Source organism: Acidovorax sp. LjRoot194, assembly GCF_964253015.1.
Lineage (GTDB): Bacteria > Pseudomonadota > Gammaproteobacteria > Burkholderiales > Burkholderiaceae_C > Acidovorax.
Genome location: NZ_CAXUQB020000001.1, coordinates 4,245,450 through 4,264,918, shown reverse-complemented (window position 1 = coordinate 4,264,918; position 19,469 = coordinate 4,245,450). Strand labels below are relative to the sequence as shown.

The window sequence follows — 19,469 nt, the reverse complement described above, 5'->3', positions numbered from 1 at the left end:
GTTTTTGGCCTGTGCGCCTGTAGGCGCACGGCCTGCGGCACCTTCACCTCCCGGCCCCCAACCAGCATGTCTTCACCCATCTCCCGCACGCCCATCATCGATATGGCCAAAGGCCTGGCGTGCATTGCCATCGTGTGGCACCACCTGGCGTTTTATGGGCCGATGTCGGACATCGCCCAGCCCTTGGCGCCGGGGCTCATCGGCTGGCTGTACGACTACGGTCGCATGGCGGTGCAAGTGTTTTTGGTGCTGGGCGGTTACCTGGCTGCCTCCAGCCTGGCACCGCAGGGTGTGCCGCGCTTTGACCACGCGGGCCATGCCATCGCCAAGCGCTTCGTGCGGCTGGTGGTGCCTTATGCGGTGGCGCTGCTGCTGACCGTGATCGTGGCCGCGCTGGTACGGCCCGGCCTGGACCATGCCTCCGTGCCGGACGAACCCACGCTCGCGCAGCTGCTGGCCAATGCGCTGCTGCTGCAGGACATCGTGGGCGAGAGTGCCTTGTCGGCTGGGGTCTGGTACGTGGCCATCGACTTTCAGCTGTTCGCCCTGAGTGTGCTGGTGTGGGCCGGCGCGCGCGCGTTTCCGGGCGCCCGGGCACAGCAGCATGCGGCGCTGCTGGCCAAGAGCGCCATCGTGGCCGGCATGGCGGCCTCGCTGTGGGTTCTGAACCGCATGCCCGAGCTCGACATGTGGGCGGTGTACTTTTTTGGCTCTTACGGCCTGGGCATGCTGGCCTACTGGGCGGTGCAGGCCCCACGTGCGCAAGGCTGGGTGGCCCTGATGGTGGTGCTGGGGGGCGTTGCCCTGGCCATCGACCACCGTGGCCGCATCCTGGTGGCGCTGGCCACTGCGTTGTGCCTGGTGGCGGCCTTGCGCTCCGACAGCGTTCGGTCGTGGCGGGGCGTGGCGCCGCTGGTGCAACTCGGGCAAATGTCGTACTCGGTGTTCCTGGTGCACTTTGCGGTGTGCCTGCTGGTAAATGCCGTGGTCAGCCGCCTGTGGCCGGAGTCGCCGGTGCTCAATGCCCTGGGCATGCTGCTCGCGTTCATGCTATCGCTGGCCGCGGGCCGTCAGCTGTATCTGCATGTGGAGCGGCATGTTCCCTCGTGGACCACGGCTCTGCGCTGGCAGGTGGGGCTGGTCGGGGCGGGCATGCTGGTGGCGGTGTCCAGCAACTGGGCTTAGCGCGGGGCTTGGGCGCTCAGGCGGGCGGGAGGCGCTCCCGCCGCTTGCGTTGCCGGTCCAGAAACCACGCCATGAAAGGCAGGATCAGCATCGATCCGGGAATGACCCAGATAAAAAGATAGGGGCTGACGGACGAGGCCGAGCGCATCACGTCGCGCAGGTGCGTGCGCTCGTCGGCCGTCCAGTTGCCCTGGCGGCGCTGCTGCACCAGCCACACCACCGAGCCCCGCATCGTCGCCATCTCGCGCTTGAGACGGCTCTTCTCTCGGCTGTTGCCGGCCAGGAACGAGCAGAACCACTCGGGGGCGCGCTCCATGCGCCGCTGGAATGCGAGGGTCGAGTCCGGATCGAACGCGTCGATGGACGGAGGAGTCTCCGGCGGGCGCGGTGCGGGCGGCGTCGGCAGGTCTGGCGGCGTGGTCATGGCGGGTGCCATTGTCACTGCTCGCACGGCAAGCGCCAAGCCGTGTGTGGCGCCAGCGCCCCGGGGGCGGGGCGCCATCCGGGCAGCCGTGGTGCCTCAGCGGTGCAGTTCGCCAGCGCTTTCGGGCTGGTACAGCAGGTCCTTCACCCGCACCGTCATGGACTTGCCGCCCGGGCCCGGCCAGGCCAGTTCGTCGCCCACCGACAGGCCCAGTAAGGCGCTGCCCACGGGCGCGAAGATCGACAGGCGGTCGGCGCTGCCGTCGGTGTCGCGCGGGTAGACCAGGGTCAGGCAGAACTCCTTGCCCGTCTCCAGGATGGAGAACTGCACGGTGGAGTTCATCGTCACCACGTTCGGCGGAATCTCTTCGGGCGCCACCACGTCCGCCCGGTCGAGCTCTGCCTGCAGCTCGGCCTTGCCCGGAAAGACGCTGGCCGGAATCGCGGCCAGCAGGGCCTCGATGCGGTCAACGTCGAGCGACGACAGGATGATCTGGGGCTTGCGCGCCATGGCGGTACCTCTGGGGTTGTGGCAAAGCGCGGGACTGTAGACCATCCGCAATCTCGCACTGCCGCGCGCGGACATTCAACGACAGCGCGCGCCGCGGCGTACACCGTCAGTCGCCGGTGATGTTGCGCGCCTTGATCAGCGCACCAAAACGCGTGCTGTCGATGGCGGCGCGGGCATTGAAGTCGGCCGGCGACATGGGCGCGGGCACGCCGCCCAGCGCGTGGATGCGCTCCCTCACGGCCGGCGTGGCCAGTACCTTGTTGATCTCGCGGTTCAGCCGGCTGACCACGTCGGGCGGTGTGCCCGCGGGCGCGTAGAAGCCGAACCACGTGTCCGCATCGAAGCCCTTGAGGCCCACCTCGTCCAGCGTGGGCACGTCCGGGAACAGCGGCGAGCGCTTGGAGCTGCCCACGGCCAGCAGCTTGAGCTTGCCGGCCTTCACGTGCTGCAGGCCGATGCCCGGGTCGAACATGAAATCCACCTGCCCGCCCAGCAGGTCCTGCATGGCGGGGGCTGCTCCGCGGTAGGGCACATGCACCGCAAATACATTGGCCTGGGCCTTAAGCATCTCGGCTGCCAGGTGCGGCGAGCTGCCGTTGCCCGGCGTGCCGAAGCTCAGCTTGCCCGGATTGGCCTTGACGTACTTCATGAACTCCTCGATGTTGTTCACCGGCAGTGTGGGCCGGACCTCGAGGAACACCAGCACCCGCGCAGCGGCGGCCACGGGGACCAGGTCCTTGGTGGGGTCGAACGGCATCTTGGGATACAGGTGCGGGTTGACCGACACCATGCCGCCCGAGCTCATGAGCAGCGTGTAGCCGTCTGCCGGCGACTTGGCCACCGCCTCGCCGCCGATGTTGCCGCCCGCGCCGCCGCGGTTCTCGACCACAACGGGCTGGCCGAGGGCCGCCTGCAGCGGCACCGTCACCGCGCGGGCGATCTGGTCCGCGGCGCCGCCCGCCGGGAAGTTCACGATGACCTTGATCGGCTTGGCGGGCCAGGTGTCGGCCAGTGCCGTGGCGGGCAGCAGCAGGCCCGCTGCGGTGCCGGCCAGTGCCAGCGTGCCCAGCAGCCGGCGGGTGGTGCGAAGGGGAAAGGAATGCATGTTTGTCTCCGGTGGGTGCCCAGGTGTTCCGGGTCTTGTGCGAGGTATCCAGAAAGCCGCACGGTTCATGCCGTGCCGGGGTAGGTGTCGTCAGGCCACGTCCACCTCCACGAGGATCGGGCGGGGATGGGACAGGGCTTGCCGCAGCGCATGCGCCAACTGGGCCGCATCGCTCGCGCGCACGGCGTCGCAGCCCTGTCCCCGTGCCAACGCGAGGAAGTCCAGGTCGGGCAGGTCGGTGCCTTCGAGCTTGTCGTTTTCGTGGAAGCCGAAGGTGGGTGCGAATTCCTGCAGCGCTGCATAGCGGCGGTTCTTCAGGATGATGAAGGTGATGGGGAGTTTGAGTTGCGCCGCGCTCCACAGCGCCTGGATGGAGTACATCGCCGAGCCGTCGCCAATGAGCCCGATGACCTTTCGGTCGGGCTTTGCCAGCGCCACGCCCACCGCAGCCGGCAGGCCATAGCCCAGGCCACCGCTGCACATGGTGTAGAAGGTTTCGCTCTGCACGATGGGCAGGTAGGCGTGCATGGCGGCGCGGGAGCTGGGCGCTTCCTCCACCACGACTGATGCGGCATCGCGCACCTCGGCCAGTGTCTGCATCACGTAGGGCACGCTCATCAACGCGCCCGGTGCCGAAGGCTCGGCGCGTGGGCGTGCTGCGCGGGGCGGGGGCAGGGCGCGCATAGCCGGCGCCGGCCGTGCCAGCAAGTCCTGCACACCCAGGCGCACGCTGCCCACGGCCGAGGTGCCCTCGGGTGTCCAGGCGGCGGTGCCCGGGTCGTCGATCAGCTGCACCAGTTGCGCGCCCGGTGGCACATGCGGGCCGAAGCCTTCCACGTGGTACGTGAAGGCCGCAGCGCCCAGCGCGAACACTAGGTCGTGCCCGCCCAGCAGCGCCACGATCTTCTCGCGCATGGCGGGCAGCACGCCCGCAAACAGGCGGTGGTCCTGCGGAAAGCCGCAGCGGCCGGACATGGGCGCGGTCCACACGGCGGCGTTGTGCCGCTCGGCCAGGGCGAGCACATCATTCCAGGCGCGGTCGCGGTCCACGGCGGCGCCGACCACGAAGACTGGGCGCTGCGCGGCGTCGAGCGCGTCGCCAATGGCCTGCAGCACCCGCGGCTCAGGGCGCGTTTCGGTGCTCACGGTGCGGGCCTGCAGTGGCTCGCAGGGCTTGTCCCAGTCGTCCGCAGGGATGGACACCAGCACCGGCCCGCGGGGCTGCTGCATGGCGATGTAGTAGGCCCGCGCGATGGCCAATGGCACGTCTTCGGCGCGGGCGGGCTCGATGCTCCACTTCACGTAGGGCTTGGGCAGCTCGGTGGCCTGGCCCGAAAACAGGAAAGGGTCGAACGGCAGGATGGACCGCGCCTGCTGCCCTGCCGTGATGACCATGGGCGTGCGGTTCTTGTGCGCCGTAAAGATGTTGCCCATGGCGTGGCCCACACCCGCAGCCGAGTGCAGGTTCACAAACGCCGCGTTGTGCGTGGCCTGCGCATAGCCGTCTGCCATGCCCACGACCACCGATTCCTGCAGGCCCAGGATGTAGCGGAAGTCCGCCGGAAAGTCGAGGAACAGCGGCAGCTCGGTCGAGCCCGGGTTGCCGAAGATGGTGTCGATGTGAAGGCCGCGCAGCAGGTCGAGCACGGCCTCCCGCACGGTGGGGAGCAAGGTTTCTGAAGGCATCCCTCGATCTTCTGCGTGCATTGTTCATCCATCAATACAATGAAGTGACTAAGCGGTATTCATCCAATGCATATCAAGGACATCGACCTCAACCTGCTGCGCCTGTTCGATGCCGTCTACCGCACGCGCAACGTCAGCCGCGCCGCCGAGCTGCTGGACCTGACGCAGCCTGCGGCCAGCCAGGCGCTGACACGCCTGCGCCTGCTGATCAAGGACCCGCTGTTCGTGCGCGCGGGCGGCGGTGTGGAGCCCACGCCCAAGGCCGACCGGCTGGCCGATGCGGTGCGCAGCGCGCTGGGCTTGCTGGAGGAAGCCCTCAACGAGTCTGCGCTGTTCAACCCGCTCGATTCGCACAAGGTGTTCCGCATCCACATGAGCGACATCGGCGAAGGCCGCTTTCTGCCGGACCTGATGGTGGCGCTGCGGCGCGAGGCCCCCGGTGTGCGGCTGGAGACACTGCCCGTGCCGCGCATCGAGATCGCGCAGCGGCTGGACAGCGGCCGCATCGACTTTGCGTTTGGCTTCTTGCCCACGGTGAAGGACACGCAGCGCGTGCAGCTCATCAAGGACCGCTACGTGGTGCTGCTGCGCGCGGGCCACCCCTTTGCGGCACGCAAGCGCAGCGGGCCGGCCTTGCTCAAGGATTTGCGGCAACTGGAGTTTGTGGGCGTGCGCACGCATTCGGACACGCTGCGCATTCTGGAGATGGTGCAGCTGCAAGACCGGCTGCGGCTGACCACCGAGCACTTCATGGTGCTGCCTGCCATCGTGCGTGCCACCGACCTGGCGGTGGTCATGCCGCGCAACATCGCGCGCACCTTTGCAGCCGACGGCGGCTACACGCTCATCGAGCCTGCGTTTCCGCTGCGCGACTTCACCGTGTCGCTGCACTGGAGCCGGCGGTTTGAAAGCGATCCCGGCAATCAATGGATGCGTGGGCTGATCGAAAAGCTCTTTAGGGAATAGGGCGGCAGCTTCTTCGGAATGCCATTTGTGTAGGGGAATAAATACTGTATATTTGTACAGTCATGACGCCCAAGACCGCTTTCGACCCCGACCTGCCCGAGGTGCCGGCGGAAGTGCGCATACCCATTCAGGCAATCCGCGGCCGCGGTGCCGCCACCGCCATGCCGCACCGGTTCACACGCGATGTGCGGGAGGTGGCAGATGACGGCTGGGGGCGTGCCGTCCAGGGTGACGAAGGGCAGGGGCATGAGGAGGAAGACGGCGCGCCTGCGCTGACCACCACCGTGCACTTGGAGACCGCGCGCAGCGCCATCTGCGCCAACGACTCACCCGACATCTTTTTCGAGTTGTCCGTCAATCCCTACCGAGGGTGCGAGCATGGCTGTGTGTACTGTTACGCCCGGCCTACGCACAGCTACCTCAACTTTTCGCCCGGGCTCGACTTCGAGACCCAGATCGTGGCCAAGCAGAACATCGCCGAGGTGCTGCGCCACGAGCTGGCGCAGCCGCGCTATGTGCCGCGCCTGCTCAACATCGGCTCGGCCACCGACTGCTACCAGCCCGTGGAGCGCGAGCTCAAGCTCACCCGCAGCCTGATCGAGGTCATGAGGGATGCGCGCCACCCGTTTTCGCTGATCACCAAGTCGAGTGGTGTGGAGCGTGACCTGGACCTGCTCGCCCCGTTGGCGGCGCAGCATCTCACGGCGGTGTACGTGACCATCACCACGCTGGACCCCGTGCTGGCCCGCCGCATGGAGCCGCGCGCTGCGGCCCCCCACAGGCGCCTGCGCACTCTGCGCACGCTGGCCGATGCAGGCATCCCGGTGGGCGTGAGCGTGGCCCCGCAGATCCCCTTCATCACTGAGGACATGGAGCAGGTACTTGAAGCCGCGCGCGATGCCGGCGCGCAGAGCGCGTTCTACACGGTGCTGCGCCTGCCCTGGGAGTTGGACGCCGTTTTTCGCGAATGGCTGGAAGTGCATTACCCGCAGCGCGCGGCGCGGGTGATGGCCCGGGTGCAGGACCTGCACAGCATCGACGCCACCCAGCGCAGCGCGGGCAAGAGCTACGACAGCAACTTTGCCACCCGCATGAAGGGCAGCGGACTCTGGGCGGATCTGCTGCGCCAGCGGTTTGCCGGCGCGTGCCGGCGTCTGGGGCTCAACCGCGCCAGGGTCGAGCTGGATCTGACGCAGTTCAGGCCTGGGCTGACGCGGGGGCAGGGCAGCTTGTTCTGAAGGCGGGGGCTGATGTGGCAGATGGCTGGGTTGGCGTTCTGCTCCGCGACGCCTCGCCTGTCCGAAAAATGGCCCTGCCTGAGGGCAATTGCTGCGAGCGCCTGTGTTTTTCACCATCTGCGTGCTTGAGTCTCAAAAACGCATGGAATGCTGACGAGCGCCATCCGATCCGCATCAAGCCCGCTCCGCTCGCCCATAAGCTTGACTCTTTTTGGCGTGCGCGGCGGGCCGCCTGCATCCGCAACTCTTAAGCGTGCCGCGAGTCAGAACAGGAGAAACCCATGGCTTTGCGCGATTTCAGGGTACTGACGTTTGATGTGGTGGGAACACTGACACCGGCGCAGTTGGCCGATGCGGTGGAGGCAGGGCAATGAGCGCCGCAGCGGCGGCGAGCGCTCCCCATGCATTCTCAGGCGCCGCCATCGCAGCGCCTGTGTCTGACCTGTTGCCCGACCTGGTGGCCCTGCGCCACGACCTGCATGCGCATCCCGAACTGGCCTTCGAGGAGCGACGCACCGCAGGTATCGTGGCCCGCGCTCTGCGGCTGCTCGGACTCACAGTGCACGAGAGCGTGGGAGGCACGGGCGTAGTGGGCACGCTGCACTGCGGCCCCGGTGAAAGCAAACACAGTGGCACCGGCAAAGACATGCCCAGCGTGGGCCTGCGCGCCGACATGGATGCGCTTCCGATGGTGGAACTGGGCCAACGTGCGCATCCCAGCCGGTCGCCCGGCAAGCACCACGGCTGCGGACACGACGGTCACACCAGCATGCTGCTGGGTGCCGCGCAGCAATTGGCACGCACGCACCAGGCGCTGGGTTTGAAGGGCACGGTGCATTTCATCTTTCAGCCTGCCGAAGAAGGCAAGGGCGGTGCGGCCCGAATGATCGACGACGGGCTCTTCGAGCGGTTTCCTTGCGACAGCGTCTATGCCTTGCACAACTGGCCCGACCTGCCGCTGGGCCAGGTGCAGACACGTCCCGGGCCCATCATGGCGGCCGCAGACCGTTTCGACATCACCGTGCGGGGCCGCGGCGGGCATGCGGCCCAGCCACACCACACGCCCGATGCCATCCTGGCGGCCAGCCAACTCGTGGGGCAGCTCAACACCATCGTGGCCCGGCGCATCGACCCGGGCGAGTCCGCCGTGTTGTCGGTTACCCGCATCGAGGGTGGCCACAGCCACAACGTGTTGCCGGCAGAGGTGCAGATCACCGGCACCGTGCGCAGCTTCGATGCCACCACACAAGACCGCATCGAAGCCGCGCTGCGCGCCACCGCTCAGGGCGTGGCACTGGCCAGCGGCACCGAGGTGAACGTCAAGTACCTGCGTTACTACCCGGCCACCATCAATACCGCAGCAGAGGCTGCACTGGCGCTTGCCGCAGCGCGCGCTGTCGGCCTGCAGGCCCATGTGGCACCGCGCGCCGCGTTCACATCCGAAGACTTCGCCTTCATGCTGCAGCGCAAGCCCGGCGCCTACCTGTGGCTGGGCCAGGGCCAGGCAGAACCAGGCCCCGACGGAGAGCATGCACTGCACCACCCCTGCTATGACTTCAACGACGATGCATTGCCGCTGGGGGTGCGCTGGTTCTGTGAGATAGCGGCAAGGGCCTTGTCAGCGGCGGATGCGCGCTGACCGGCGGGAATCGATGGTTGATTGGCGATTCACGTTTGCCTTTTGGCGTTTGGCGTTGCGAGTGCAGATGTCAGAGTGACAGCGGGCGACCGTGAATGCCCCAAACGCCGGCCTGAGCCGATGTGCGGAGCAATCCACGGTTGCGGTGGGCCGCAGTCAATCTGCTATGTGTGCGCGCAGGGCTGGCGCTACGTCGACGCCACGACCCACACTTTGCGCACGGTCTCCAGCGTCTTCCATGTGCCGGTGTAGCCCGGCTTCATGATGAAACAATCGCCCGCCCGAAAAGTGATGGGGGCGTGGCCGTCTTCGGTGATCTCTGCTTCGCCAGACAGGATGTAGCAGAACTCCCAGGTATCGCCCTTGATGGAACGGTTGGTCCCCGGTGTCGACTCGAAGACGCCAGCACGCACGGCGCCGTCCTTGGCACTGTCTATATCCCAGTTGCGCACAACGATGTCTCCTTCGAGCACGCGATCCGCCGGCGGCCCGTACTCGCGGGGATCGCCGAGGTTGTTCAAACTGAAGGTGACGAGGTTGCGGGTCATGGGTGGCCTTGGGTTGGGCGGTTGAAAAAGCGTTAAATCGAATGGAAGGTCTGAGAAGGTCAATGAGGGCCATGGCGGTCACTCAAGGACGGGAAGCCATTGAAGTTCTACGGGTTCTGGATCAGCTGCGTGGGGAGCAGCCATGGGCTGCTTGGCACCGGGTCGCTGCATGTGGCGTGACTCACCCCCTACGCCAATCAGCACGGGAAGGATGGCAGGCGGTTGCGGAAGGGGCACGGTTCGGTTTGTGACCGCGCCGGGCCCGCTCCCTATCAAGCTCACGACAAGAATGCTCAAGAACAATCGCTCAAGACGACAGCGTTTGGCCTGCAGCAAACCTTTCAATCGCGTACGGTTTCATCGGGATGGCGGTACATCCGGTAGCGATCAATTCGGCCATGGTTTCGCCCACCCCTGGGCTGATGGCAAAACCTTCTCCGTTGAAGCCGAAGGCATAGTGCAGCCCCGGCACTTTGGCGCTCGGGCCCATGACGGGCTGCCAGTCGGGTGTATAGCCTTCGATGCCGCTCCACACGCGAATGAGCTGCACGTTGTCGAACGCCGGCACAAAGCGGCGCAACTCGCGCAGTTGCCTGAGCACGTTGTCAGGCTTGACGTAAGCCCGCACATGGTCGGCGTGGGCAGGGCCCTTGAGGCCGCCGCCAAACACGATGTTGCCGCGCGCAATCTGCCGAAAGTACATCCCCTCGTGCTCGACAGGCGAGGACAGTCCGATGGACGGCCCCAGGGCGTAAGGCAGAGGCTCTGTCACGCCCATCTGCGGGCCGCGGGCCTCCAGCGGCACACCTTCGCCAAACTGCTCTGCCATGCGGTTGGACCACGCGCCGCATGCCACCAGCATCTGTGGTGCCTGAAAGCGTCTCCCGTCCGCCGTGTGGGCGGTAAAGCCCTTGCCGTCGTGCTCGACCTGCAGCACGTCCGCATGCTCGATGATCCGGGCGCCCGCTCGCTGCGCCGCGCGTGCGAACGCAGGACCTGCGAGTCGTGGGTTTGCGTGACCGTCTTCGGGAGAGTAGGAGCCTGCCACCACTCCTGGCGCGAAGATGCCCCAGCGTTGGCGCAGCTGCGCAGCGGTAAAAAGCTGCAGGTGAAGACCCAGGGGCTTCACATCGAGCGCATGTTGCTCGATCACGGCGGCCTGCTTTTCGGTGTAGCACACGCGCAGGTGGCCGTAAGGTACGAACTCAGCGTCCTCGCCCAGCAGTTCGCGGATGCGGCCCCACACGGCGCGGGCGCGGTGGGCCAATGGCATCTGGTGCAGTTCGCGCCCCTGGCGGCGCACATTGCCAAAATTGGTCCCGCTGGCTTGGCGGCCCACCAGTTCGCGCTCCAGCAGCGTGACCGACAGGCCGTGCTGGCGCAGAAAAAAGGCTGTGGTGGTGCCCATCAGGCCACCGCCCAGCACCAGCACGTCAGTGCCGTGCGCGCCGGTGCGGGACGCACTCATGCCTGCACCTCGCGCGTGTTCATCATGAGCGGTTTGACCGGCGCCTGCGAGCGCAGTCGGCCCACTTGTTCAATCGGAATGCTGCAGGTGTGCGCCACGATCTCTGCCGCGGCGTGTCCGCAAAAACGGCCTTGGCAACGGCCCATGCCCACGCGGCTGAAGGCCTTGGCGCGGTTGACCTCGCGGCTGTCCAGCTCGGTCACGCAGCGCCGCAGCTCACCCGCCGTGACCGATTCGCACCTGCACACTACAGCCGTGTCAGGCAGAACTGCGGCATGCGCGTGGGGCCAGGGAAACGCGTGGCCCAGCCCTTGGCGGAAACGGTCCATGCGCGCCAGTTCACTGCGCAGCGCGGGGGACTCGCGTGCGTGCACGGCAGTCCCCGCAGCGTGCTTCAGGTCCGACAGCGCCGCCAGTGCCGCCAGCCTGCCCGCGGCTTCGGCACCATCTGCGCCCAAAATGCGCGTGCCGTCGCCTGCCAGGTACACCCCCGCAGTGCTGCTCCGCCCATCGACATCGATGCGGGGCAGCCATTGCCGTGTGACCGGCTCGAAGTAGAAATCGCACCGCGCCAGGTCGGCCAGCTGAGTCTCGGCGCGCAGATGCCAGCCCATGCCGACAGCATCGCATTCGAACCGGCGGTCCGCCCCTTGTGACGGCCGTACGGTCACTGCACGCACGCCCTGCGTGCCGTCGCCTTCGATGGCCACCGGGGTCACACCCTGCAGCACCGGCACACCCGCTGCACGCAGGCTGCGAATGAGTGACAGGCCGCGCAGTGCCAGCCGCGGCCGCGCGAGCAGCCCGGACAGCGCCTTCCATGACTTCATCGCTGGTGCAGTGTCCAACACTGCGGTCACACGCGCTCCGGCCTGTACATACTGAGATGCCACCAGGTACAAGAGGGGCCCGCTGCCCATGAAGACCACCTGCGAGCCAATGGCACATGCCTGTGCCTTCAGCGCGATCTGGGCGGCGCCCAGGCTGTAGCAGCCCGCGTGCTGCCAACCGGGCACCGGCATCAGTCGGTCGGTGGCGCCAGAGCACACCAGCAGTGCGTCGTACGGCAGGGTTGCGGTGTCGCCCGCTCGCACCACATGCAACTCGCCTGCGGTCACGTTCCACGCCAGGGTGTCAGGCCTGTAGTCGACATGGTCGCGAAGGGCCGCAAAGTCGCGGTGCAGAGACTCGGCCTTGGATGCTTCCGCGCCATACAGCTTGGCGTAGGGGCGTTTAAAACCTTCTGGCTGGCGACGGTAGATCTGGCCGCCGTCGCGACAGCCTTCGTCGACCAGGGTGGGACGCAGGCCTGCTTGCACGACGGCCTGTGCAGCGCGCACGCCCGCGGGGCCGGCACCGACGATGACGATGCGCGGCGCGGTGCCCGGCGCTGTATCGGTGGTCGGCACGGAAGGTTCTGTGGGCGTGCTCATGCGGCGCCTTTGGTCGGCGGAGATGCGGCACCGGCTCGAAGGCCTACATCTGCATCTGCATCCGTGGCCATGTCGGCATGGATATGCGAGACGGGAACTGCTGCGCCGTGCTGTGTCAGCGATTCCCGCAGGTCCTGCGTCATCGGCCAGTGCCCGGCTGGTGGGCGGGTCAGCACTTCCATGCCAGCCTGCACTGGAGTCGAGCACGCGCGCAGCCGCTCTCCGGTGGACTGCCACACCCAGCAATCCTGGCAGGCGCCCATCAGGCAAAAACCCGCGCGCGGCCCATCACCAAATTCACTGTCGCGCACCCGTCGGCCGTGGCACATCAACGCAACCAGCAGGGTGTCGCCAGCAAGCGCCATGCAGGTGGCGCCGTCGATGGTGATGTAGACCGAGGGGCGGTCCGTTTCGGCCAGCCGCACGAAGCGGGCGGCCTGTGGCGGAGCGGGGGCGCGCATGGGTGGCATCACGGTAATGTGTGGCGTCAGCGCTGGTTGGGAAACAGCCGTTCAATCGGGCAATGTGTCTTGATGAATGGGGACTTGATGACGATGTAGCTGAAGTACTTGGCAATACCAAGATTGCGCTCCAGCAGCTCTTCAATGATCTCCTGGTAGTGGTTGACGCCCCGCGTGACAAAGCGCACCAGATAGTCGTAGCCGCCGCTCACCAGGTGGCATTCCAGTACCTCATCGACTTCGCGCAGCGCGGCCTCGAATCGCGTGAAATCTTCGCGACGATGATCGGCCAGCGTGATTTCCGTGAAGACGGTGAGCGTGTCGCCCAGCTTTTCCAGTCGCAGATGCGCGCCGTAGCCACCGATGTACCCCGCCTGTTCCAGGCGCTTCACGCGGATGAGGCAAGGGCTGGGCGAGAGCCCGACGGCATCCGCCAGGTCCACGTTGGTCATGCGCCCGTTTTTTTGCAACTGCGCCAGAATGCGCAGGTCCAGGCGGTCGATCTTGAAGGCTTCGTTCATCATGGTTTGCAAGCGAGGAGAAATTGCGTCGATTTTGCTCGGCGGCTGCCAGTAGCGTTCATTCTGTAAGGGCTGCGCGGACGTCTGGGGCGGTCAGCACTTCGTCCAAGGTTGCACGCACGCGGTCGAACAGCAGGCCGAAATCGTCCCGCGTGTAAGTGAGTGCCGGCGCGAAACCCAGGATGTTGTCGCCGAACGCTCTGAAGACAACGCCCTGGCGGTAGCTGGCGGCCGCGATGCGCTCGGGCAGTCCCAATGCGGGCGCAAACCCGCTTTTAGTGTGTTTATTGCTCACGAGCTCCAGAGCACCCAGCAGGCCGCGGTGACGCGAATCCCCTACCAACGGGTGTTCCAGCAACGCGTCGAGGCCGTTCGCGAAGGTGCTGGCCATGCGTTGAGCGTTGGCCAGGATGCCGCCTGCCTCATACAGGCGGAGCACTTCCAGTGCCACCGCAGCGCTGACGGGGTGGGCGGAATAAGTGGCGCCATGGCCGATGGAGGCACCCGCCGGGGCACCATCGGCAATCGCAGAATAAACCGCGTCGGACATGAGCGTGGCGCCCATGGGCACGTAGCCGGAGGTGAGGCCTTTGGCCACGGTCATGAGGTCGGGCTCGGCGCCTTCGGCATCGCACGCGAACATGGGTCCTGTGCGGCCGAAGCCGGTAATGACTTCATCCACCACAAAAAGGATGCCCAGCTCGTGCGCGGTGTCGCACATGGCCTTGAGCCAGCCCTTGGGCGGCACGATGACGCCGCCCGAACCCTGGATGGGTTCGCAAAAGAATGCTGCCACATGGTCCGCCCCCAGCTCGGCGACTTTGGCACGCAGTGCAGCCACCGATGCGGCGATGATGGCGGCCCCGTCTTGCGGATCAGGCGCGCGGTAAGGGTTGGGCGATGAAATGTAGTGCTGCGTGGGCAAGGGCAGGTCGAACCCCCGGTGGAACACGGGCAGTGCGGTCAGGCCAGCGCCGGTGGATGACGAGCCGTGGTAGCCCCGCTCCAGCGCAATGAAATGCTTCTTGCCAGGTTTGCCGATGGCGTTGCAGTACTGCACGATGAATCGCACCGCGGCGTCGATGGAGTCGGAGCCACCGAGCGTGAAGTACACGTGCTGGAGCGGCGCAGGCGTGATCTGAACAAGTTTTTCGGCCAGGCGGATGGCGGGCTCGCTGCTGAAGTGAAAGTAGCCCGTGGCGTAAGGCAGGCGGCGCATTTGCTCTGCCGCGGCCTGGACCACGCTCTCCTGGCCGTAGCCCACGTTCACGCACCACAGGCCCGCAAAGGCGTCGAGCAGGCGGTGTCCCTTGGCATCGGTCAGCCATGCACCGTGGGCCGACGACAGGATGGTGGGGCCGCGCTGTTCGTGCGTGCGCCAAGGTGCCACAGGGTGGATGAGGTGGGCGCGATCTATTGCGTCCAGGGCTGCAATTTGGGGCAGGGCTTCGGAATGGGTCATTGCGGCTATCCGTGGAAAGCTAGGGACAAGGGTGATGGCAAGAGGCCTTTCCAGCAACCGCTCTTGACGCCAAGGTTACACCCCGCGCTTGACAAGGTTGTGCTTCTTTGAGGCTTTTGCACGCGGCAGCCTGCGGTTGTTCGGTCTTGGACGGCACATAGTTCTGCCGATGGACTAAAGGCGGTAACGCGGTGGATCCGGGGCACTATCTGCATGGTTTCAATAGCCTCGGCGCCGGTCCACCAAGCCGGTCATTGGCTCGCCTGCACGGAATCGGTGCAAGTTGTCGATGACGGCTGCCGCAGCGCTCTGGGGCTGGGTCATGCTGGCAATGTGGGGTGTGATCTGCACATGGGGGTGCCGCCACAGCGCATGACCGTAGGGCAACGGCTCCGGGTCGGTCACATCCAGCACTGCTTGGGCGATCTGCCCACTGGCCAGCGCCTCGAGAAGGTCCTCGCTGACCAATTGAGCCCCGCGGCCCACATGCACCAGCGACGCCCCTTTTGGCAGTCGGCTGAACATTTCGCTGTTCAGAATGCCCCGGGTGGCATCGGTCAGCGGCAGCAGGCACACGGCAATATCAAGCCGGGGCAGGAATTGGCACAGGCCATCTGGACCAGCGTAGCAATCCACCCCCGCCACTGTGTGGGTGGAGCGGCTCCAGCCCGCGCAGATGAAGCCGAGACTTTTGAGCTGCATCAGCACCGCCTGGCCCAACGAGCCCAGGCCCAGAACACCCACGCGGCGCTGGCTGGCAGGGCGCACCGGCAGCGGGCGCCACTCGCCACGCAACTGCTGGCGCCGGTACTGCGGCATGTCGCGGTGCAGGTCGAGCACAGCGTGCGTCACGTACTCGACCATTCCTTGCACAATGCCGGGCTCGACCATACGGACTACCGGCAGATGGGCGGGCAGGGCATGCAGATCGAACTGATCCACGCCGGCGCCTGACGAAAACAGCACCTGCAGGTGGGGGAACAATTCGCCGATCTGCTCCGGCGGCTCCCACGCAGCCATGAAGCGCACGGCGTCAGGGTCGCCGACGTCGGGCCAGATGCGAAAGTCGATCTCTGGAGCCTGTTCGCGAAACACCTCGGCCCACTGCCTGCCGCGAACGGGGTCGGCTTTATACAGGAATGTGGGTGGGGATTTGGGTGCGGGCGAAGTCATGCTGCAAAGAGTTGGCGTTGCGTTGCGTTTGCTCTAGGCAGGTACAGGGGCGAGTGCAAATGCAAGGACGTCGCGGTCCGCTCGCTCAGCCCACCGCCTGGGTAGCGATTGCAAACAACCTGGGACCTTCGGCAGGACTCTGAAGCGGCGCGCCGCGCACCATGGTGGTGGGTGCGTCGACCCGCGGCAGCCCGATGCTTTCAAGCCACTCGGTCATGCCGCTGTCGAAGTCGATGTCGATGCGGGTGAAGCGGCCGGCATTCATGCCTGCGAGGTGGGCGATCAGCGCCTTGGCGCCTTGAACATCTGGGGCGATCACCGGCCCGATGGCATGACCGCGGCCAAATCTGCGCAGCAGAGCAAAACCGAGTTGCTCGCCGTCACAGTCCAGCACCACGCAGGCTTCGGACTGGTTCAGCAGGTCATCGATCAACGCGGGACGCGGCATGCCGCGCGCCTGCGCGTCCAGGTTGTGCAATGCCTGGGCTTCATTCAGCCCGGCTGGCCGCAGGCGACAGCCTCGTGCCAGGGCGATGAGCGGCGTCGACACCGCCATCCCCTGGTGCTGGCGCACCTCGCCGGTACGCACAAAGCCAAGGCGCTCATACAGGCCACGCCCCTCCGTGGTAGCGTGCAACAGCACAGTGCGGCCTTGCAGGCCGTCCAGCAGGGCCGTCATGAGGCGATGGCCGATGCGGCGGCCCTGGCAAGCTGGGGACACGATCACCAAGCCGATGGTGGCGTGGTCCGGTCCCCACAGCCACCGCTGGGCCGTGCCGACGACCTGCCCGTCACGTTCGGCCACCAGTCCCTCGGCGTGTGCAAACACCTGCTCCCAGTCTGCAGGACGGTGGGGCCAGCGCAGTTCGGCCGACAGGGCGTGCGCTTGGGGCAGGTCTTCCGACGTCATGGCGCGCAGCACAACACCGTCGTCGGCAATGAAAGTGCCGGGCGGCAAGGGAGCGGAATGCGTGGGGGGCATGAAAATCAACCTCATGTCAATGGAAATTGGCGCTCATATTGGACGACATCGCCTCTGCGCACCAGCGCCAATGAGAGGGCTGGACGCAACTTGCAAGCATCATCTGTGGAGTGCCCGCGTTTTGATATTCGCTGCGGAACAGTGGCTGCTTACAGGCACATATGCTGGGGCTTACTGCCTAGCATCGGACGCTTGTCCATCTTTTCTGCGTTTACCCCGCGCACTGCCCCATGTCCGTGTTCGACCCCAACGCCGTCGCTGTACCTTCGGGTCATTTCATTGGGGGGCAGCTCGTTTCTGACACCCTCCGCATGCCCGTTCTGCGCCCTTCGGATGGCCATTTGCACGCCGATTTGCCCCTGGCCGATAGAGGGACCGTGGACTTTGCGGTACAAAATGCTTGGCAGGCATGGCGCCAATCAGACTGGGCACGCCGCGCTCCCCGGGACCGAGCCCGTGTGTTGCGGCGCTGGGCGGACCTGGTGGAGGCAGACGCACCCAATCTGGCGCCCCTCGAAGCCGTGTGCTCCACGCGACCAATGCGCGATGCTGCGGCGTGGGACGTGCCTTTCACGGCTGAAGGGCTGAGGTTCTTTGCAGAATATGCCGACAAGCTGGGTGGCGAAGTGGCCGCCACGCGGCACGATCATCTGGGCATGGTGGTGGCCGAGCCCTACGGCGTGGTGGGTGCGATCACTCCGTGGAATTTTCCGCTGGTGATGGTGTCCTGGAAGGTGGGGGCCGCACTGGCCGCAGGCAATGCTGTGGTGCTCAAGCCCTCGGAACTGACGCCTTTTTCTGCCGTGCGCCTGGCGCAGCTGGCGGTGCAGGCGGGTATACCGCCGGGGCTTTTCAACGTGGTGCAGGGCGATGGGCGCACCACGGGTGATGCGCTGACGCGCCACCCGCTGGTCTCCAAGATGACCTTTACCGGCTCGACCCGCACCGGCGCGGCGATCATGGCCACTTGTGCCCTGCAGGGCCCGAAGCCGGTGACGCTGGAGCTGGGCGGCAAAAGCCCGCAGTTGGTGTTCGACGATGCGCCAGACATCGACCGGCTGGCCGGCATCATTGCGGGCGCCATCACGGGCAATGCGGGCCAGGTCTGCGTGGCTGGCTCACGGCTCATCGTGCAGCGCGGCATCGGTGAACGCCTGGTGGAGCGCATTGCGGCACGATTTGCTGCGCTGCGCCCAGGTGCCACCTGGGATGCCGAGGCCACGCTCTCGCCCATCATCTCGTCGCCGCAGGCGGCCCGCATTCTCGACATCGTGGAGCGATCACGCGATGCAGGTGGACGGGTGCGTTGCGGTGGCGGGCTCTTTGACGGCGGGCCCGGCGGCGCATTCTTCCAGCCGACGCTGATCGAGGGCGTGGCAGGGGAGAACCCGGCCGTGCAAGAGGAAATTTTTGGTCCGGTACTCACCGTGCAGACCTTCGACGACGAAGAAGAGGGCCTCGCGCTGGCTGCCCACGAGCACTACGGACTGGCCGCGGGGGTGCACACGGCGGACATCGGCCGCGCCCTGCGCGCCATGCGCAGCATCTCTGCTGGCACGGTCTGGATCAACCGCTACGGCCGCACCGCCGACTTCGTCATTCCCACCGGGGGCTATCACCAGTCCGGTCTCGGCAAGGATCTGGGGCGGCAGGCCGTGGAGGCCAACCTGCGCTTCAAAAGCGTGTTGATAGATTTTGCTGCGGCGCAATAACCGTGTCTGCAAGGGTTGCAGAGGTGCAGGTATGCACTGCGTCGGTGCAGACAGCATTGCATGCTGCGGTCGTGCTGCAAAACGCAGATTGCCCGTGTCTCGCCCCGTATTTCCCTATGAACTCGGCCAAGCAGCGTGCTTCAATGGCCTTCAACCATTTGGTCATGACACCGTCGCAAATGCTGCGTAAGGCAGGCGGCCCGCGCCGGCCCGTGACGGCACAACCCAAGGATTCGAAACCATGACTTTCCGTCCCAAGTACGTGACTTTCGACTGCTACGGCACGCTCACGCGCTTTCGCATGGGGGAGATGACGCGTGAACTGTTCGCCGACCGCGTTCCGGCCGAGCGCATGGACCAGTTCATCGCTGACTTCACCGCCTACCGCTTCGACGAAGTGCTGGGTGATTGGCAGCCCTACGAGGTGGTCCTCAAGAATGCGGTGCGCCGGTTGTGCAAGAAGTGGAAGATTCAGTATTTCGACACCGACGGGCAAAAGTACTACGACGCCGTCCCGACCTGGGACCCCCATGCCGATGTGCCTGCAGGCTTGGCCAGGGTGGCCAAGGAGATTCCGCTGGTGATCCTCTCGAACGCTTCGGACGATCAGATCCAGAAAAACGTCGCCATGCTGGGTGCGCCTTTCCACCGGGTGTACACGGCCCAGCAAGCCCAGGCCTACAAGCCGCGCCTCAAACCGTTCGAATACATGCTCGATTCGCTGGGCTGCAATCCGGAAGACGTCCTGCATGTCTCGTCCAGCCTGCGCTATGACCTCATGTCCGCCGACGACATCGGCATCGTCAACAAGGTGTTCGTGAACCGCGGGCACGGCCCTGGCAACCCTGCGTACCGCTATACCGAGATCCAGGATATCGGCGGTCTTGCGGGCGTGGTCGGCCTCTGACCCGTGTTTGATGCCGCATGCCGTTGGTCGCTGATGCTCACTGCCTGAT

Annotated in this window: 17 protein-coding genes and 1 pseudogene; 6 read left to right on the top strand and 12 right to left on the bottom strand. The window is 65.9% G+C overall.

Features of this window, described 5'->3' with window-relative positions; genetic code table 11:
* Positions 1 to 66 precede the first annotated feature (66 nt).
* Complete coding sequence (locus ACSQ3N_RS19415; RefSeq protein WP_056170294.1) at positions 67 to 1,185, top strand: acyltransferase family protein; 1,119 nt, start codon at positions 67 to 69, stop codon at positions 1,183 to 1,185.
* A gap of 16 nt (positions 1,186 to 1,201) precedes the next feature.
* Here the strand turns inward: ACSQ3N_RS19415 and ACSQ3N_RS19410 are convergent, their stop codons facing one another.
* The 4 genes from ACSQ3N_RS19410 to mdlC form a co-directional block, all read right to left on the bottom strand.
* Positions 1,202 to 1,609, bottom strand: coding sequence for a hypothetical protein (locus tag ACSQ3N_RS19410; RefSeq protein WP_056170755.1), 408 nt, complete (start codon positions 1,607 to 1,609; stop codon positions 1,202 to 1,204).
* Between the two features lie 96 nt (positions 1,610 to 1,705).
* A complete protein-coding gene (gene rnk, locus ACSQ3N_RS19405) occupies positions 1,706 to 2,119 on the bottom strand; it encodes a nucleoside diphosphate kinase regulator (protein WP_436147179.1) in 414 nt (137 codons plus the stop codon).
* Between the two features lie 106 nt (positions 2,120 to 2,225).
* A complete protein-coding gene (locus ACSQ3N_RS19400) occupies positions 2,226 to 3,224 on the bottom strand; it encodes a Bug family tripartite tricarboxylate transporter substrate binding protein (RefSeq protein ID WP_436147178.1) in 999 nt (332 codons plus the stop codon).
* Between the two features lie 90 nt (positions 3,225 to 3,314).
* Entirely contained in the window at positions 3,315 to 4,910 is a 1,596-nt protein-coding gene (mdlC, locus tag ACSQ3N_RS19395; protein WP_436147177.1) for a benzoylformate decarboxylase, read from the bottom strand.
* A gap of 66 nt (positions 4,911 to 4,976) precedes the next feature.
* On the opposite strand from mdlC, the gene ACSQ3N_RS19390 reads away from it, so the two are divergent.
* From ACSQ3N_RS19390 to ACSQ3N_RS19380, 3 genes are all read left to right on the top strand, one after another.
* Positions 4,977 to 5,876, top strand: coding sequence for a LysR family transcriptional regulator (locus ACSQ3N_RS19390; protein ID WP_436147176.1), 900 nt, complete (start codon positions 4,977 to 4,979; stop codon positions 5,874 to 5,876).
* 62 nt (positions 5,877 to 5,938) lie between these two features.
* A complete protein-coding gene (locus ACSQ3N_RS19385; protein ID WP_436147175.1) occupies positions 5,939 to 7,114 on the top strand; it encodes a PA0069 family radical SAM protein in 1,176 nt (391 codons plus the stop codon).
* A gap of 370 nt (positions 7,115 to 7,484) precedes the next feature.
* Entirely contained in the window at positions 7,485 to 8,753 is a 1,269-nt protein-coding gene (locus tag ACSQ3N_RS19380; RefSeq protein ID WP_436147174.1) for a M20 aminoacylase family protein, read from the top strand.
* 188 nt (positions 8,754 to 8,941) lie between these two features.
* Here ACSQ3N_RS19380 and ACSQ3N_RS19375 read toward each other — a convergent pair whose 3' ends face one another.
* The 8 genes and pseudogenes from ACSQ3N_RS19375 to ACSQ3N_RS19340 form a co-directional block, all read right to left on the bottom strand.
* Positions 8,942 to 9,301, bottom strand: a complete 360-nt coding sequence (locus ACSQ3N_RS19375; RefSeq protein ID WP_436147173.1) for a cupin domain-containing protein — start codon at positions 9,299 to 9,301, stop codon at positions 8,942 to 8,944.
* 307 nt (positions 9,302 to 9,608) lie between these two features.
* Positions 9,609 to 10,769, bottom strand: a complete 1,161-nt coding sequence (locus ACSQ3N_RS19370; RefSeq protein ID WP_056170268.1) for an NAD(P)/FAD-dependent oxidoreductase — start codon at positions 10,767 to 10,769, stop codon at positions 9,609 to 9,611.
* Entirely contained in the window at positions 10,766 to 12,202 is a 1,437-nt protein-coding gene (locus tag ACSQ3N_RS19365; RefSeq protein WP_436147172.1) for an FAD-dependent oxidoreductase, read from the bottom strand. Before ACSQ3N_RS19365 ends, ACSQ3N_RS19370 begins: the two co-directional genes overlap by 4 nt.
* Before the next feature lie 107 nt (positions 12,203 to 12,309).
* Positions 12,310 to 12,663: pseudogene (locus ACSQ3N_RS19360) on the bottom strand ((2Fe-2S)-binding protein); the annotation flags it as partial.
* Between the two features lie 26 nt (positions 12,664 to 12,689).
* The gene (locus ACSQ3N_RS19355) at positions 12,690 to 13,184 is read right to left on the bottom strand and encodes an Lrp/AsnC family transcriptional regulator (protein ID WP_056170752.1); all 495 of its coding nucleotides are present in this window, start codon (positions 13,182 to 13,184) and stop codon (positions 12,690 to 12,692) included.
* Between the two features lie 58 nt (positions 13,185 to 13,242).
* On the bottom strand, positions 13,243 to 14,646 hold the full coding sequence (locus ACSQ3N_RS19350; RefSeq protein ID WP_436147171.1) for an aminotransferase class III-fold pyridoxal phosphate-dependent enzyme: 1,404 nt from the start codon (positions 14,644 to 14,646) through the stop codon (positions 13,243 to 13,245).
* Positions 14,647 to 14,865: 219 nt separating this feature from the next.
* A complete protein-coding gene (locus ACSQ3N_RS19345) occupies positions 14,866 to 15,819 on the bottom strand; it encodes a 2-hydroxyacid dehydrogenase (RefSeq protein WP_056170258.1) in 954 nt (317 codons plus the stop codon).
* A gap of 85 nt (positions 15,820 to 15,904) precedes the next feature.
* Positions 15,905 to 16,801 (bottom strand): GNAT family N-acetyltransferase, encoded by an 897-nt coding sequence (locus ACSQ3N_RS19340; RefSeq protein ID WP_436147170.1) that lies wholly within the window; start codon positions 16,799 to 16,801, stop codon positions 15,905 to 15,907.
* A 230-nt stretch (positions 16,802 to 17,031) separates the two neighbouring features.
* Here ACSQ3N_RS19340 and ACSQ3N_RS19335 point away from each other — a divergent pair, with 230 nt between their 5' ends.
* Both ACSQ3N_RS19335 and ACSQ3N_RS19330 read left to right on the top strand, forming a co-directional pair.
* Complete coding sequence (locus ACSQ3N_RS19335) at positions 17,032 to 18,513, top strand: aldehyde dehydrogenase family protein (protein WP_436147169.1); 1,482 nt, start codon at positions 17,032 to 17,034, stop codon at positions 18,511 to 18,513.
* Positions 18,514 to 18,754: 241 nt separating this feature from the next.
* Positions 18,755 to 19,420 (top strand): haloacid dehalogenase type II, encoded by a 666-nt coding sequence (locus ACSQ3N_RS19330; protein ID WP_436147168.1) that lies wholly within the window; start codon positions 18,755 to 18,757, stop codon positions 19,418 to 19,420.
* Positions 19,421 to 19,469 lie beyond the last annotated feature (49 nt).